The organism is Saccharospirillaceae bacterium, from assembly GCA_022448365.1.
Taxonomy (GTDB): domain Bacteria; phylum Pseudomonadota; class Gammaproteobacteria; order Pseudomonadales; family Oceanobacteraceae; genus Bacterioplanoides.
In genome coordinates, this window is sequence record JAKVCS010000003.1 from 801,407 (window position 1) to 818,253 (window position 16,847).

Below are 16,847 nucleotides of genomic sequence, written 5' to 3' on the forward strand. Positions count from 1 at the left end.
AACGTCTGAATTGATCAACCTTAGTGCACACAATGGGCTGCCAGACTTCACATCAAGAAACAAAATCTAAGAAGGAGGAATCCCGCTAAGACGCAAGACTGCCATTTTACGACACAACCCTGGGTATAAATTGAAATGCCACTAAGTGAGCCAAGATGGGTCACTTCGTTCCCTTTGCGCACACAGTTTGTATACTCGGCTTAAAAACATAAGCACCACGTATATGAAGCAGTCTCTGAGAATACCGTCCGTCAGTGTTCATTACCTGAACATCATCGCCAACACACTCAGTCGTATGGGTTACCCGAATCACGACATTGAATGCCGCACAGAGGGGTTAACCGAAGACGATTATTACTTTAACCGGGTACCGGTTGAGGTGTTATTTGATATCTGGCGTCAAGCTGAACAAGGCAGTCAAGATCCACTGATCGCACTCCATGTTGGCGAACGCATTCATCCGATGGACTATGGCCTGCTGGGTCAGCTGATGATGAATTGCAACACCATCGAAGAAGCGCTTCAGCGCATTCTGTCGGTTGAATTCGTCCTGAATAACGCCTTTGCGTCTCAGGTTATCCTGGAGGGTAATAGGGTCATCAACCGAATTTTTTGCCACCAATATGGTCCGGAGCAAATGCGCCATGTTGCCGAACAGGACATCTCAGCGTTAATAAACATCGGTGTGTTTATCATGAATCGTGATTACACACAGGATAACCGCCCAATCGAAGTTCATTTTCGCCACGCACCGCAAGGTCTGGCGAGCGAATACGAGAGAGCACTGCGCTGTCCAGTGAAGTTTCATCAGGAATACAATCAGGCTATTTTTCCGCAATCGATTCTGCAAACCCGCACTTACAATCCCAGCCCTCGCATCGCAGGTCTGTTGCAGTCTGAGCTGAATAACCTGCTTGATCGCATTGAAACCCATGACAGCCTGGCAATGCGCATGTGGCGCTACTTTCAGACACAGGCGGCCGACAATCAGCCAGACATTGAACGTACCGCAAGCCACTTCAACCTCACAGCCAGAACCTTGCAGCGCCACCTGAAGCAAGAAGGCACAAGTTTTCAGGATGAAATCAAACATTACAAAGCCATGCTGGCGAAAAGCCTGCTGGACATCAACAATGCGCCGATCAGTCAGGTGGCCTTCCAACTTGGATTCAATGACAGTAGCGCGTTCCACAAAGCGTTCAAACGCTGGACAGGTATGACGCCCGGTGACTATCAGCGCAGCATTACCTGAGAACGTCAGAGCAAACGAGGTATGACAGCAGCCAATACGTAGTATTTTGAATCACTACCAAGCAGATCGCCGACATCAATCTCGGCCATAAAAAAACCCGGCAAAGCCGGGTTTTTTTGTTGGACCTATTCCTGCTGTTTCAATTAACCACCGAAGTCATCCAGTAAGATGTTTTCTGGCTCTACACCCAGATTTTCTAACATCTTAATCACCGATTGGTTCATAATCGGCGGCCCGCACATGTAGAACTCACAATCTTCCGGAGCCGGATGATCTTTCAGGTAATTTTCCAACAATACGTTGTGAATGAAACCTGTAAGGCCTTCCCAATTATCTTCCGGCTGTGGATCAGACATCGCCACGTGCCATTCGAAATTCGGGAATTCTGCCGCCAGTGCATCGTACTCGTCCTGATAGAACAATTCTTTCAGAGAGCGAGCGCCATACCAGAAGCTGATCTTACGATCAGAACGTAAACGCTTCAGCTGATCAAAAATGTGAGAACGCATTGGCGCCATACCAGCACCACCACCGATAAAGACCATTTCTGCATCGGTATCTTTGGCGAAGAACTCACCGAATGGACCGTAAACAGTGACTTTGTCACCCGGCTTCATGTTGAACACGTAAGACGACATGATACCCGGATTAATACCGGTTGTGCCCGGAGGTGGCGTTGCAATACGGATATTGAACTTAACCACACCCTTCTCTTCCGGATAGTTAGCCATGGAGTATGCACGGATAACGTTTTCTTTGTTTACTGTCTTCAGATCGAAGAAGCCAAAGTGCTCCCAGTCGCCCCGGTACTGTTCTTCGATATCGAAGTCAGAGAAGTTAATTTCAAAAGGAGGACACTCCAGCTGAACATAACCGCCAGCACGGAAGTCAACGTTTTCGCCTTCAGGAAGACGCAAAGTCAACTCTTTAATGAAAGTAGCCATGTTCGGGTTGGATTCAACCGTGGTCTCCCACTTCTTAACACCGAAGACTTCCTCATCAACGCCGACAACCATATTTTGCTTAACCGGCACCTGACAAGACAAACGCCAGCCTTCGCGAGCTTCACCTTTGGTGAAATGAGATTCTTCCGTTGGCAGCATAGAACCACCGCCTTCAGTAACCTGACACTTACATTGCGCGCAAGTACCACCACCACCACAAGCAGATGACAGAAAGATGTTGTTAGCCGCCAGAGTTTGCAGCAGCTTACCACCAGCCTCTGTTTCAACGGTGGTTTCACCGTTAATCAGAATTTTTACTTTACCGGTACTTACCAGTTTGGCACGTGCACTCAGGATCACCGCTACTAAAGAAAGTACAATGACCGTGAACATCACAACGCCGAGGATAATATCTAAATCCATAGCACAGACCTCTTACAGTGAAACGCCGGAGAAAGACATAAAGCCCAATGACATCAGGCCAACAGTCATAAAGGTAATACCTAACCCTTGTAGTCCTGCCGGTACATCGCTGTACTTCAGTTTTTCACGAATACCTGCCAACGCGGTAATTGCTAATGCCCAACCAACGCCAGCGCCAATGCCGTAAACCGTAGATTCTGCAAAGTTATAATCACGCTGAACCATGAACAAAGACGCACCCATAATGGCGCAGTTCACAGTAATTAAAGGCAGGAAAACACCCAAAGCGTTGTATAACGCCGGTACGTATTTATCCAGAACCATTTCCAGAATCTGAACCATCGCTGCAATCACACCGATGTAAGTCAGCAATCCTAAGAAGCTCAGATCAACAGAAGCGTATTCAGCTCCCATCCATGCCCATGCGCCCTCTTTCAGTACATAGGTATAAATCAGGTTGTTGACCGGTACCGTGATGGCTAACACCACGATAACCGCGACGCCCAAACCCAGAGCCGTTTGAATCTTCTTAGAGATAGCCAGGAACGTACACATTCCCAAGAAAAACGCTAACGCCATGTTTTCAACAAACACCGCCTTAACGAATAAGCTGATGTAATGTTCCATTAGTGGTGACCTCCGCTCTCAGTGTTCGGCAGAATTTTGAAGTCAGCCGCTTCCACTTGTTCGGTTTTCCAGCTGCGCAATGCCCAAATGAATAAGCCAATAATGAAGAAAGCACTTGGTGGTAAAAGCAGTAAACCATTCGATTGATACCAGCCACCGTTAGTGATCAACGGCAGGATTTCAATACCCATCAGGGAACCCGCACCAAACAGCTCACGTACCACAGCAACAACAATCAACACTACGGAGTAGCCCAGACCGTTACCAATACCATCGAAGAAACTCAGTACCGGGCCATTCTTCATTGCAAAGGCTTCAGCACGTCCCATCACGATGCAGTTTGTAATAATCAGACCGACGAATACCGACAACTGTTTGCTGATTTCGTAAGCGTAGGCCTTCAGGATCTGATCAACAACAATTACCAACGAGGCGATGATAATCATCTGTACGATGATCCGAATGTTGTTCGGAATATGGTTACGGATTAATGCAATACCCACATTGGAGAATGCTGTGACCGAGGTCAGCGCCAGACACATCACCAGTGTAACCTGCAGGCTGGTGGTTACCGCCAGAGCAGAACAGACACCCAGAATCTGAACCGCAATTGGGTTCTGAGAGAATAAAGGTTCGGTTAAAACGGACTTAACAGACATTAAGCACCTCCTTTGACGGTCGTCAGGAACTTGCCGAAGCCGTTCTCACCGACCCAGAATTGCACCAGGTTCGACACACCATTACTTGTCAGTGTTGCACCCGACAAGCCATCGACACTGTTCATATCATCAGCTGCAGCTTTACCCTTAACGACCTGAATCGCTAAATCACCGCTGTCGTTGTAGAGCTTCTTACCATTCCAAAGAGCTTTCCAGGCCGGATTATCAACTTCACCACCCAGTCCCGGTGTTTCACCATGAGAATAGAAACCTAAACCAACCACCGTTTGCAGATCCCCCTCCAAAGCCAGGAAGCCGTAGAGCGTTGACCATAGGCCATAACCGTGTACTGGCAGGACCATCTTCTCGACGACACCGTTACTTTCGACGGTATAAACGGCTGCAAATTTCTCTAAGCGTCGGATATTCGCAAGATCTTTATCGCTTGGCAGCGATGCTGACAATGCAGGATCTTTAGATGCTTTAAGTTGGTCATAAGCTGATGGGTTGTAACCCGCCGCTTTAATCGTTTCCAACTCAGCGTCGGTCGCATAGCGACCGGCTTCCAGATTAACAATACGAGTCGTGATCTGCTTGAAAGCCGTTTCAATCTGCTCGCGACCCATCTTTTCCTTACTGGCTAAACCCGCCGCCAGCAAAATGTTGTAATTTTTATCGAGCTGCTTGTTCGCTAACTGAATTGGCTTCAGTGATACCGCAGCACCTGCCACGATAATCGAACACACCAGACACAGCAGGATAGCGACCATTAAGGTCTTTTGAATGCTGTCGTTATTAGCTGACACGAGCAGTCCTCCGCTTGATATTGGCCTGAACCACGAAGTGGTCAATCAGTGGGGAAAACAGGTTGGCAAACAGAATTGCCAGCATCATGCCTTCCGGAAATGCTGGATTGATCACACGGATCATAACCACCATAAAGCCAATCAGCGCACCAAAAATGAACTTACCCGTATTGGTCATTGAAGAGGAAACCGGATCGGTTGCCATAAAGATCATACCGAAGGCGAAACCACCAACAACCAAATGCCAATACCACGGCAGAGCCATCATTGGGTTAGTATCTGAACCGATGCCGTTAAATAGCAGCGTGGTCGCTACCATGCCCAGGAACACACCAAGAACAATACGCCACGAAGCGATGCCCATGGTCATCAGAACGGCACCGCCAATCAGAATCGCGAGCGTTGAGGTTTCGCCCATAGAACCCTGAATCAGGCCGAAGAACGCATCAAACCAGGTAATATCACCAATCTGACCGTTTACAACACCTTGTTCAGCCGCAGTACCCAAAGGTGTTGCGCCCGAGAAACCGTCAACCGCGGTCCAAACGGAGTTACCAGACATATCTGCAGGATACGCAAAAAACAGGAAGGCACGCCCAGTAAGTGCCGGGTTAAGGAAGTTCTTACCGGTACCACCGAAGATTTCCTTACCAATTACAACACCGAAGGTGATGCCCAGAGCGACTTGCCACAGCGGAATGCTTGGCGGCAGAATCAGCGCAAACAACACCGAGGTTACGAAGAATCCTTCGTTGACTTCGTGTTTGCGAACGGTCGCGAACAATACTTCCCAGAAGCCACCCACGATAAATACCGTGGCATAGACTGGCAAGAAGTAGGCCGCTCCAAACACCATATTATCCCAAACACTGGCGGCATTATGCGCACCACCCCCGAGCACAGCGATCAGAGTTTCGCGCCATCCTTCTATAGCCGTACCGGCACCAGCTGCAATGGCTTCATTCGCCTGCAAACCAATGTTGTACATACCAAAGAACAAAGCCGGGAAGGTACAGATCCACACTGTGATCATGATACGCTTCAGGTCGATACCATCACGAACGTGAGCCGTGTTATTGGTCACACTCGGTGGAGAATACAAGCCAGTATCAATGGCTTCGTAAAGCGGGTACATTTTTTCGTACTTGCCGCCCCTTACGAAGTGGGGCTCAAGTTTATCGAGCATAGAACGCAGCATGATTAACCCTCCGCCTGGATGCGAGTTAAGTTTTTACGCAGGATCGGACCGTATTCGTATTTGCCCGGACAGACAAAGCTGCACAGTGCAATATCGTCTTCATCCAATTCCAATGCGCCTAGATTAATTGCGGTTTCCATGTCTTCTACAATCAGTGCGCGCAGCAGCTGAGTTGGCAGAATATCCAGAGGCATTACTTTTTCGTATGCACCGACCGGTACCATGGCACGCTCACTGCCGTTAGTGGTGGTGGTGAACGGGAATGCCTTGTTCATGAGCTTCGACAAATAAATCGGCATCACAGAGAAGCGCTCGGTACCAGCAGTCAGGTAGTGCAACATCGGGCGATCACGGCCTTCAATCAAAACCGTTGCCTGATTGTGAAAACGACCCAGGAATTGGTGACCGTCAGCTGCCGTGCGACCGCCAAATACCGAACCGGAGACTACTCGGTTCTCACCGTCTTTGGTTTCACCTGCAGTCACTTGATCCAGATTGGCGCCCTGAGGAACACGAACCAAGCGTGGGTTATTAACCTGCGGCCCTGCCAGTGCAATAACGCGGTCGCTGTGAATTTTCCCGGTCAGGAACAGCGCGCCAAACGCGATCACATCCTGATAGCCAATGGTCCATACCGTACGGTTTTCACTTACCGGATGCAGGAAGTGAATGTGCGTACCAGCCAAGCCGGCAGGATGCTTGCCGCCAAATTCTTCAACTTGTTCAACACCCGCGCTTGGGATATTGGCACCGGCTGCTTTACAAACATACAGAGTGCCTTCCGTCAGGTGCTTCAGTACCTGCAAGCCAGCTTTAAAATTATCAGCCTGCTCATTAACAACCAGTTCAGGGTTTGCCGCCAATGGATTGGTATCCATTGCCGTCACAAAAATCGCTTCTGGCTTGCTATTCAGTGCCGGAACACGCGAATATGGTCGGGTACGCAGAGCCGTCCATAAACCGGAGTTGACCAGATTGCTCTGAACATCTGCAGCAGACAGTGAACCCAGCTGATCCGCCGGGTAGGAATTGAAGGTTTCTTCGTCATTACCATCGATCTCAATCACGATCGATTGGAACACACGACGCTCACCACGGTTGACAGCTTTCACTGTACCCGCAGCGGGTGCGGTATAACGCACTCCTTCAGTTTTCTTGTCGGTGAAAATCACCTGGCCTTTCTTGACTCGATCACCGACCTGAACTGCCATCGTGGGTTTCATCCCCACGTAATCCGGACCAACCAAAGCAACTTCCGTTACTTTGGCTGATGCCGAAATGACTTGCTCAGGTGTACCGGTGATTGGTAAGTCGAGACCCTTCTTGATATTGATCATACGCCTCGCCTAATCACAGTTGACCCATAGTTACTGGCTTCCAAATGCACAAAAACACGTACAACACATTCCCTCTCACCAAGGTTGCTGTACGCAAAACGAACAAAATCACTCTGTTCGATCTAATTTTGTATTTGGAAACAAGTACTTGGACCCATTTCCCAGTAAAAAATCGCGCTAAGTATAAAGATCGCACCATGATTAATCCACCGATCTTGAGGCCAATTCACTACCGCTTTTGGCTTAGCCTCAGTTATCTGGCATGAATCCGTCATCTCTCATCGGGTGCAGCTGTACAGATGTTTAAATTTTAACCAAAAAAAAAGCCATTGCACATGCAATGGCTTGTTTATTTCAGAATTCCCAGCTAACTGAGGGAATTAGCCGCGAGCGGGGAATACCGGGTAGTCAACACCACATACCTGCTGCGCAATGCGCACAACCTGGCGGCTGTAACCGTACTCGTTATCGTACCAAACATACAGATTTACACGATTACCATTAGCAATGGTCGCCTTAGCATCAACGATGCCTGCATGGCTGTTTCCTACAAAGTCGGTAGAAACAACTTCCGGAGAGTTCACCCAATCGATTTGCTTCTGAACTTCTGAATGCAGCGACTGTTCACGCAGGAAGTCGTTGACTTCTTCCGCAGTCACGTCTTTCTTCAGATTCAGGGACAGAATCGCCATGGACACGTTCGGCGTCGGCACGCGGATCGCGTTACCAGTCAGCTTACCTTTCAGCTCTGGTAATGCTTTTGCAACAGCAGACGCAGCGCCAGTTTCAGTAATAACCATGTTCAGCGGTGCAGAACGACCACGACGATCACCTTTGTGGTAGTTGTCGATCAGGTTCTGGTCATTGGTGTACGAGTGAACCGTCTCAACGTGACCGTTATCGATACCATAGGCATCGTTCATTACCTTCAGAACCGGAGTGATGGCGTTAGTGGTACAGGATGCAGCAGACAAAATCTTGTCTTGCGCTTCAATTACGTTGTTGTTGATGCCGTACACAACGTTTTTCAGATCACCTTTGCCCGGTGCAGTCAGCAGAACACGAGCAGTACCTTTGGCTTCCAAATGCTGACCCAGGCCAGCTTCGTCGCGCCAAACACCCGTATTATCGATAACCAGGGCGTTATTGATACCGTATTGGCTGTAATCGATTTCAGCCGGATTATTGGCATAAATGATTTTAATGTAGTTACCGTTGGCAATCAGCGCTTCGTTTTCGTGATCAACCGTCAGAGTGCCACGGAAAGTTCCGTGAATCGAGTCACGACGCAGCAAGGAGGCGCGCTTGACCAGGTCATCACCTTTACCACGACGAACAACGATGGCACGAAGGCGCAGGCCATTACCGCCACCGGATTTTTCGATCAGAATGCGCGCCAGCAGGCGGCCAATACGACCAAAACCATACAAAACAACGTCACGGTTTTCACCTTCCGCAGGAGACTGACCAGCAACGTCTTTCAATTCCTCAGCAACGAACTCGTTGACATCTCGGCCATTGCCTTCATTGCGGAATTTAACCGCCATCTTACCCAAGTCAACGTGGGCACGGGCAACGTCAAGTTCGCTCAGAGCTTTCAGGATTGGGAAGGTATCATGAACTGACAGTTCCTGAGATTCCATATGACGAACAAAGCGATGGGCTTTCAGCAGTTCGATCACAGAACGGTTAATGATAGGACGTCCGTACAACGCAGTGACAACGTTGTTTTTACGGTAAAGAGTACCAATCAGAGGAATCATTGCTTCAGCAATGGCTTCACGATCCATCCAGTCCTGCAAACAGGCTTCGCGCATGTCTTGGCTCACGGTGACACCTTCCAATATATAAAGTGAGTGGCAAATTTTGGGGTGCGTAGTATGCCGTTTTTTACACCAGACGACAATTGAGCAGGCGAATAGCGGCTATAAGCCTCTGTAATATCCACGGATCACAACAATTCACGACCTTTTGACCTTAACAGAAGCCGCTCGGTTTAAGTGATCAGCATCACGCCCCGATCAAGGTACCAATAAAGGCACTGACTCCGGCTCCATAGAGAGCTCTAAGGGTAGCTGCGATACGGAGTCACCGTCAGCTTGCACTGGCTCCCGCTGGCTATTCTCCTCTACCTGTTCAATCAACATGTGCTTCGCGGGCATTGATCGCATTCCGGGCATTTTTTCCATAATCCCCAGCGGCAAACCCAGTAAAATACCGACAAACTTCCATGGACTGCTACCTGAAATCATCATGACCTGGGTAGTATCGCGAGATAAATCCGCTTGACGAGATAAGGTAAACGAGCCGCCATAGTAGCGGCCATTGGTGATCACAACCGAATTTGCCAGATGTTCTTCACCATCAATGGTCAGACGATAGGTCTTGGAACCAAAATTCCGGATTTCCTTCAGCATTGACAATACGTAAGCCAGTTTGCCGACTTTTTTCTTCAAGTTCAGATTAACCTTATCGACAACCCAGGCATCAAATCCAACTCCCACCATCAAGACAAAACGCCGCTGATTAACCTGACCCAAAAAGATATCCTTTTGCTGATTGCCCAGAATAATATCCGCCAGCGCTTTCGGTTTTTTCGGAAACCTTAGCTCTGAAGCCAACACATTCGTTGTGCCTGTTGGAATGATAGCCAGACGATAACTGCCTACTTGTCGATCTTTTAAGCCATTAACCACTTCATTAACGGTTCCGTCACCACCAGCCGCAGCGACAATATCGAACACTCCCCGGTACTCCGAAAGAAACCGACTGGCGTCACCAGCACACTGGGTGAGATAGAGCTCAACCGTTGCCCCCGCGGCTTCTAATACTTGTATGACTGCATCTACTTTCGCGCGGTTGCCGACACCCGAAGCCGGGTTAAAAATAATAAGAATAAAAGGCGCCGTAAGCACAGCCTTCTCCAACCAAATAAACAGGGTGGCGATTATACCTGTTAAAATTGCAGTCGGGCCAAACGAAAATAAAAGCAGGTACCCTGTGCACCGGATTGAACCTGTATCTGACTATCATGACGCTTGAGTGCTACATCAACAAAGCGCAGTCCCAATCCAAGCCCTTTACTTTTTACTTCGCGTTCACCAGTACCGCGTTGAAAGGATTTAAAGAGGTCAGGCAATAATTGCTCATCAATCCCCTCTCCCTGGTCAGACACGGATAAATCAATCCAGCTATCAGATACTTTCACAAGCACTATCACGCGGGTTTCTGCTGGACTGTATTTAATCGCATTACTTACCAGATTCAGAATGACGCGCTCCAACATATCGCCGTTACCCATTACCCAACAGTCGTCGTCGGCTTTCAACTCAATCGCGATATGTTTTGCTTCGGCCTGCTCATACAGAGTATCGATCGCGTTTTGCGATACAGCGTACATATCCACTTCATACTGCTGAATACTCTCCTCACTCTCCACCTTGGCCAAACTCAGAAACTCTTCGGCAAAACTAAGCCCTCGCTGGCTATGAAATTCAACCTTTTTTAACAGCTCATCGATGCTGATTGACTGCGGAGCTTGCTGCAGTTGCCTGACCAGAGCCTGCAATGACGCCATTGGTGATCGCATATCGTGAGAAATAAAGTCAATCATTTCGTTTCTGGCTCGCTGCGCGTGCTTGACTTGAGAGATATCTGACATGTTGAGCACTAACAGGGGAGAGCGTGTGCTTTGATCCTCCAAACAGCGAATACTGATGGATAAATCAAAATCACAGGATTTTGCTTCAACGGTAATGGCATCTGCAGACAGTACCGCAGTCTGAATCACCTGTTCCCATGTGTCATTGCCACTCAGCCTGCATGACTGCAATAACTCAAACACATTACGACTGTCGCACTGCACAAAACGACTAACCTGTTCGTTTCGGAACAGTACATCACCATTCAAATCAGCCACCAGCACTGCTGAACTCAGCCCCTGAATGCTGGATTCAAATAAATGCTGACTGGAATCAATATAATCCTGAAAGTTCTGAATCAGATTCAACTGCCGCGAGAAAATATCACTGCTTTCGATCGCATCTGTATCATTGTCTGTCACTGTGTATAAGAGACGCCGCAACAAACCAACCTGACGCTGCTCGCGATCGGCATACTCGCCAAAATTCAGAACGAGATTGTAGTTTTCGCCATTGATTGACATCGGGAACGTTTTCTCAATCTCTGATGCCTGCGAGTTCAACGGACTTACTACCCACGGACTCTTCTCAAGATGATAAGCGCCGATCCCAAGCAACTGCAAAAGTTTCTCAAGTTGCTGGGTTGAATGAAACAAAAGCTGCTCGGGGAAATGAAATTGCTCGTCTTTTTGTTGCTGCTCAAGCCGTCGTGCCTCAGTACGAAAATAGTTAAACAGCAGACTCAAGCGCAACGTATTCCAGGCAAAGGGAATAATAATTAGTGCAAATATTAAGCCGGCGATTTGATACCAGTAGCTGAATTGAATAACAGACCAAAAGGCGATAATTGCTAACGCAACCGCAAACAATGATACTAAGACCTGCCTGACCATCGATAATCGCGGTACCAGAAATACCATCAACGCAATGGCCAGTGTGTTAATCAACATACTTAACCAAAGTGGCAAAATCGTGATTGATTGCCTCTGATTCAGCATCTGATAGATATTGGCATTGATATCAACGGCAGCCATTTGCATGCCATTCTGACTGACGGATGTAATCAGCGGGTCACCAATTGAAGTTGCCGTTACCCCGACAAATACATTCTTTCGATAAAATTCGGCGAGGTCGATTTCTCCGGTGATTACATCAACGAAGGAATAACGTTTAAAACCAGTACCGCGATTCACAAACCGAATATAAGCCAGCTCATCGGCCGATGGCGAGAGCGTATTATGCGCAACATCATAAGCCGCTAAGGAGAAGTGTGGCCATTCATGCTGCTGGTAATAATCAATCAACCGGACACTGCGATAAACCCCATCGTCATCAAGATACACATTAACGTGGCCGAGTTGAGCACCCTCAGTAAAAATTGAATGTGGCAGTATTTCTTCCAAAGGGCCGTTGTTGAGAATTTGATCAAAGTAAATCGGCAGAATTACCCGCCTATTGCGCAAAATTGAGTCTGCCAACAAATAGTCACTGGCAGTAAGCGGCAAATGGCTGGAGGAAAACGTCAGGTTATAAGCAACGAACTGTGCGTCAGCAAGCGTCAGGATATCAATCAGTTCAGCGTGATAAGCTCGATCCCACGGCCAACTGCCGATCAGAGACAAACTCTGATCATCAATTTCGATAATAACAACATCGCCTTCGGCGTCGGTCTGGATGAAAGAAATTAGATGATCGTACAAATAACGATCAGTCGCATACGACCAGTTCTTGATCTGATTAGAGTTTACCAACAGCGCCAGAATGATTATCAGAATAACCAGCGGTCCATCCGACAATAATTTATTATTTTTAGACATGGCTCACTGAATCATTTTACCCGGATTATTTTCTGCTGGAGATACGCAGGCGCCGCCCTTTTCCTTCAAAGCCTTGAGAATCAACAGCACTGATGATGAGTTCATACTCGCCATCATCGGCAACATCAACCTCTAGCTCTGGTATTTGCGTTGTCACTTCCCAAAGCAAAATACCATCCCGGCTCAGCGTAACACGATAATAATCAGCACCTTTGACCTCATACCAAACCACCCGATGTGGCAATCGAACTTCCTGCTCTTTGGTCAAATCCAATCGTGGACGAGGTAGCAAGGCCACGGGGGCAGCGACTTCTTCACCCTCGACAGCACGAACGGCCTCACCTGCGGCAAGCGTTTGCTCGCCCTGATCATTTGCTACCTTAACACTGCCTTCCAGCAGTTCGGTCGTCATTATTGCTTTATTGTCGCCATCCGCCGGGGAAAAACCGACCCGAAATTCAGTGCCGCGTACGGCTGCAACTGCAGCTGGCGTGGCAATATCGAATCGACTGCCCAACCCTTTCAGTTTTTCAACATTGGCCCTCACACGTCCTTTTAGCAAGCGAATCTGAGTTTCAGCAATGCCACCTCGCTGGTAATAACGCAGCCCCTGCAGACGAACTGCGCTATTAGGTTTCAGTAACAATCGCGATTGATCAGCGAACTCAATCATCGCACTGCCATTTTTCGCAGTAACGGTATCCATCTGATCCAGCTTATCGCCCTTGATAACTGGCTTTTGACCGTCTTCACCAGCGCGACTGACAATCACGTCACCGCGTACCGAAATGACCAGTGCCTGAGCCACAGAAGGCTTCAGCCAGGCCTTTGGGATATTTAATACGGTTCCGGGCGGGAGGTATTTCGGCGTTTTGATGTTGTTATATTTGACCAGCTTGCGCCAACACTGATTACCAGCAACGTAGTTCTTACAGATATCCCAAACTGTATCATCACGCTTTACTTCGTATTGCCAATCACCACTACTATCAGTCTCAGCCATCGCTACAGAAACAAAGGCAATTAAGAAAATGAAAACCTGCCTGCGCAACATAATTTATCCCTGATCAATTCGCTCTAAACGATAGCCGTGTTGATAAATCGTTTTGATACGATAACCACTGGCAGGAGTGATGCCTAATGCTTTACGGATACGGCTAATATGTACATCCACTGTACGGGTGTTTAAATCAGTCGAGACCCCCCAGACGGCATCCAACAAAAAGCCTCGTGACATAATCCGGCCAATGTTATCGAACAAACATGTGGCCAGTTCAAAATCTTTATCGGTCATTTCGACCATGATTCCGTCACAATAGGCTTCGCGCGACTTGAGATCGAATCGGTATGCACCATGCTCAATTACGCGACCATCGCCTTGCTGCGGGCCCTGGATTCGACGCAACAACGCCGATAGTCGTGCTTTTAATTCCGTTTTTAACAGTGGCTTGCGCATATAGTCGTCAGCACCGAGTTCAAGCGCTGTGACAACATCCTCTTCACTATCACGCATAGAGCAGAACAAGACAGGTAACTCCTGGTGAAACTTCTCACGAATCTGGCGAAGTGCTTCTGTACCTGGCATGTCCGGTAATTCCCAGTCAAGAACCGCCGCATCAAAGTTCCTGTCTTTTAAGCGCTTTAACAAAGCCTGGGCCTGACTGAAGTGCTCGTATTCAAAACCGAACTCATCAAACCATCCAGTCACCGTACGCGCCTGGTCCATGTCATCTTCCAGATAGGCTATTAACACTGTTCACCCCTAGTTGCGTTCAGAAATCAGAATAAATTCTACCCGACGATTTAATGCTCGTCCTTGCGCAGTCGCATTATCGGCTCTCGGGATTGCCTCCCCCATTCCACGCACATCCAATCTGCCAGGCTCAATACCAAAATCCAGCAGGTAACGGGCAACTTCGTTTGCTCGCTGTTGAGACAGTTTTTTATTATAACCTGCGGCACCCTGACTGTCGGTGTGTGCGAGAATTTGCAGACGTAATTTTTCAATCTTTTTCAACTGCTGAGCCAGTATTGGCAACAGTTGTCGCAAACGCGACTTGCCAGACTCCGTCAATTGCTCTAGCCCCGAAACAAAATCAACGCCATCAATTACTCCCTGGAATGGCGCACAGCCGCGTTCGTCAATCTGAACCTGCGCACTTTGTGGCGGTGAATTGAGGCATAGGTCCACATCGTCCAACAAACCATCTTCGTCCGCATCGATCACTAACGGTTTAATAATGGCACGCCGAATTCCCGCAGAAGTCGGCGGAAGATTATTGAGCATCGTCAGAGAATCGTCTTGCGGAATGGCGTATACAAGTTGTTGCTGCAAACCGAAGCGCTTGGAGACACCAAGTGACATCAGCGTGGCATCGGCAGCAAAGCTATCTACTTCAAAACGAAGGCTGTAGTTATTGTCAAAATAGAGCTCAAGGCCAGCCGCTACGCTAAGCTGCAAGGCGTTTTTCTGCTGCAGTCGCACACCACTGGCATCGGTCGATAATGACGCTAACCCTGCTCGTCCGGTTAAAGCCAGAGCGCCGGGGAGTCGCTCACCACCCAATAACCAATAATGACCAATAACTGAACCCCCGAAAACCTGATAACTCACATCACCTTCCGGCTTGAGGATAGCCTTCCCAAGGTTGGCGTAATACCCTTCAACAGACCAATATTGGCTCAGATCCCAACCGCCAGACAAGCGATAAGCCCAATCACCCTTGCGATCAAGCGAATACAAACTTGCGGATGTGTCCGGCTCTAACTGCGAACGTCCCAGAGCAATATTGACATACAAGTCCGGCATCCTTGATTCACTGATCAATCCTGATACAACCGGCACAGACTCTTCCGCCTGCCCTCTGCCTGTAACGGCCAACAAAGGCAGTAAAATCAACAACCACCAAAATACACCAACACCATCAACCCCAGTACGCACCTCACCCATATCGGGTTTTGGTGGTGATGAATCAGCATCAAGATAATCGAAAACGCCGTCATTATCGGTATCCGGACAGACTGGCCACTGGGGGCATTCCTGCTGGTCAGCAACGCCATCGGAATCACTGTCACCGCCCTGATTGTTGCCATTTAAACGCCCATCAAAATCCAGTACATCGGGAATGCCGTCAGTATCAGTATCCAAACGCTCAACGGCATTAAATGGGTTATTGCGCTCGTCACGATCCAACAAACCATCATTGTCGGAATCACCATCAAGGTAGTCCGCGTCGCCGTCACGATCGGTGTCTGTGGCATTCGTCGCTGGATTATTATCACCATCAAGATTCAGATCTTCATGGACATCTGGAATACCATCGTCATCTGAATCGAGGTTATTGTCTAAATAGTCCGGCTTGCCATCTTTTGGAACATCACTGTCGGGACAATCTACCGGAAAAAGCGGGCACTCAATCTTGTCGCTGATCCCGTCGTTGTCACTATCGCCACCCTGACCGGAGTCATCATCCCGGTCGTCGGCATCGTAACGATCGGGTATTCCATCCATATCCTGATCATTGGCAAGACTGCCCTCTGACTGATCACTGCGACCGTCCGCGTCGGAATCAATATCACGAAAATCAGGCTGGCCATCGCCGTCAATATCCAACGGATTGTCTACCGACTGATTGCCGGCAATATGATCCGCCTCTTCACTGTCAGGCACGCTGTCGTTATCAGAGTCAGGGTCACGATAATCAAAAATACTGTCGCCATCAGAATTCAGGCAAGGCAGCTGACCACCACATTCCAAGCGATCATCAATACCGTCATTGTCGGAATCACCCGCTCCGTTAGCCGGCGTATCAAGATCCAGATAATCAGGAATGCCATCGGCATCAAGATCACCGCTCTCCTGGTCGTCGAAGGTGCCGTCACCATCTGAATCTGTACCAGGATTTGGCTTTTGCATACAACGTATAGCACCAATCGATACCGAGCGAATTCCGTCACAAATACCATCGCTATTAACATCCGGATTTGCATCATCCTGATCCGGTCCTGCCAGACAGTAGCTGCGATTGATGTTATCAGCACACAAACCGTCGCGGTCGGCATCGTTTGCCAATACAGCAGATGGCAACATAAGGAGATGGGTCAGAAAAAAGAATACCGTCTTACTCACACAAAAGTCTCCGA

The 16,847-nt window shown here is 48.4% G+C and carries 13 protein-coding genes; 1 reads left to right on the forward strand and 12 read right to left on the reverse strand.

Annotated elements, in window-relative coordinates; all coding sequences use genetic code 11:
• The first annotated feature begins 223 nt into the window (after positions 1-223).
• Positions 224-1,252, forward strand: a complete 1,029-nt coding sequence (locus tag MK185_07385) for an AraC family transcriptional regulator (protein ID MCH2040438.1) — start codon at positions 224-226, stop codon at positions 1,250-1,252.
• 143 nt (positions 1,253-1,395) lie between these two features.
• On the opposite strand, the gene nqrF is transcribed toward MK185_07385, so the two are convergent.
• The 12 genes from nqrF to MK185_07445 all read right to left on the reverse strand — a co-directional run bounded on the left by nqrF (position 1,396) and on the right by MK185_07445 (position 16,833).
• Positions 1,396-2,619, reverse strand: a complete 1,224-nt coding sequence (nqrF, locus tag MK185_07390; protein MCH2040439.1) for an NADH:ubiquinone reductase (Na(+)-transporting) subunit F — start codon at positions 2,617-2,619, stop codon at positions 1,396-1,398.
• A 12-nt stretch (positions 2,620-2,631) separates the two neighbouring features.
• A complete protein-coding gene (gene nqrE, locus MK185_07395) occupies positions 2,632-3,246 on the reverse strand; it encodes an NADH:ubiquinone reductase (Na(+)-transporting) subunit E (protein MCH2040440.1) in 615 nt (204 codons plus the stop codon).
• Positions 3,246-3,905, reverse strand: coding sequence for an NADH:ubiquinone reductase (Na(+)-transporting) subunit D (locus MK185_07400; GenBank protein MCH2040441.1), 660 nt, complete (start codon positions 3,903-3,905; stop codon positions 3,246-3,248). The genes nqrE and MK185_07400 overlap by 1 nt, the downstream gene beginning before the upstream one ends.
• Positions 3,905-4,711, reverse strand: coding sequence for a Na(+)-translocating NADH-quinone reductase subunit C (locus MK185_07405; GenBank protein ID MCH2040442.1), 807 nt, complete (start codon positions 4,709-4,711; stop codon positions 3,905-3,907). Before MK185_07405 ends, MK185_07400 begins: the two co-directional genes overlap by 1 nt.
• On the reverse strand, positions 4,701-5,912 hold the full coding sequence (locus MK185_07410) for an NADH:ubiquinone reductase (Na(+)-transporting) subunit B (protein MCH2040443.1): 1,212 nt from the start codon (positions 5,910-5,912) through the stop codon (positions 4,701-4,703). Before MK185_07410 ends, MK185_07405 begins: the two co-directional genes overlap by 11 nt.
• Entirely contained in the window at positions 5,912-7,246 is a 1,335-nt protein-coding gene (locus MK185_07415; protein MCH2040444.1) for a Na(+)-translocating NADH-quinone reductase subunit A, read from the reverse strand. Before MK185_07415 ends, MK185_07410 begins: the two co-directional genes overlap by 1 nt.
• Positions 7,247-7,626: 380 nt before the next feature.
• Positions 7,627-9,075 carry a glyceraldehyde-3-phosphate dehydrogenase gene (locus tag MK185_07420; GenBank protein ID MCH2040445.1) on the reverse strand — a complete coding sequence of 483 codons (1,449 nt, stop codon included), beginning with the start codon at positions 9,073-9,075 and terminating at the stop codon, positions 7,627-7,629.
• A 192-nt stretch (positions 9,076-9,267) separates the two neighbouring features.
• Positions 9,268-10,161 carry a diacylglycerol kinase family lipid kinase gene (locus MK185_07425; protein ID MCH2040446.1) on the reverse strand — a complete coding sequence of 298 codons (894 nt, stop codon included), beginning with the start codon at positions 10,159-10,161 and terminating at the stop codon, positions 9,268-9,270.
• Positions 10,162-10,202: 41 nt separating this feature from the next.
• Positions 10,203-12,704, reverse strand: coding sequence for a CHASE2 domain-containing protein (locus MK185_07430; GenBank protein MCH2040447.1), 2,502 nt, complete (start codon positions 12,702-12,704; stop codon positions 10,203-10,205).
• Positions 12,705-12,729: 25 nt separating this feature from the next.
• Positions 12,730-13,758 carry a FecR domain-containing protein gene (locus MK185_07435; protein ID MCH2040448.1) on the reverse strand — a complete coding sequence of 343 codons (1,029 nt, stop codon included), beginning with the start codon at positions 13,756-13,758 and terminating at the stop codon, positions 12,730-12,732.
• A gap of 3 nt (positions 13,759-13,761) precedes the next feature.
• On the reverse strand, positions 13,762-14,457 hold the full coding sequence (locus tag MK185_07440) for a response regulator transcription factor (protein MCH2040449.1): 696 nt from the start codon (positions 14,455-14,457) through the stop codon (positions 13,762-13,764).
• 9 nt (positions 14,458-14,466) lie between these two features.
• Positions 14,467-16,833, reverse strand: a complete 2,367-nt coding sequence (locus tag MK185_07445) for an OmpA family protein (protein MCH2040450.1) — start codon at positions 16,831-16,833, stop codon at positions 14,467-14,469.
• Positions 16,834-16,847 lie beyond the last annotated feature (14 nt).

Excerpts from the sequence above, each read along its gene's own strand:
- MK185_07385 (MCH2040438.1), top strand. The coding sequence starts at position 224 with ATGAAGCAGTCTCTGAGAATACCGTCCGTCAGTGTTCATTACCTGAAC.
- nqrF (MCH2040439.1), bottom strand. The coding sequence starts at position 2,619 with ATGGATTTAGATATTATCCTCGGCGTTGTGATGTTCACGGTCATTGTA.
- nqrE (MCH2040440.1), bottom strand. The coding sequence starts at position 3,246 with ATGGAACATTACATCAGCTTATTCGTTAAGGCGGTGTTTGTTGAAAAC.
- MK185_07400 (MCH2040441.1), bottom strand. The coding sequence starts at position 3,905 with ATGTCTGTTAAGTCCGTTTTAACCGAACCTTTATTCTCTCAGAACCCA.
- MK185_07415 (MCH2040444.1), bottom strand. The coding sequence starts at position 7,246 with ATGATCAATATCAAGAAGGGTCTCGACTTACCAATCACCGGTACACCT.
- MK185_07430 (MCH2040447.1), bottom strand. The coding sequence starts at position 12,704 with ATGTCTAAAAATAATAAATTATTGTCGGATGGACCGCTGGTTATTCTG.
- MK185_07435 (MCH2040448.1), bottom strand. The coding sequence starts at position 13,758 with ATGTTGCGCAGGCAGGTTTTCATTTTCTTAATTGCCTTTGTTTCTGTA.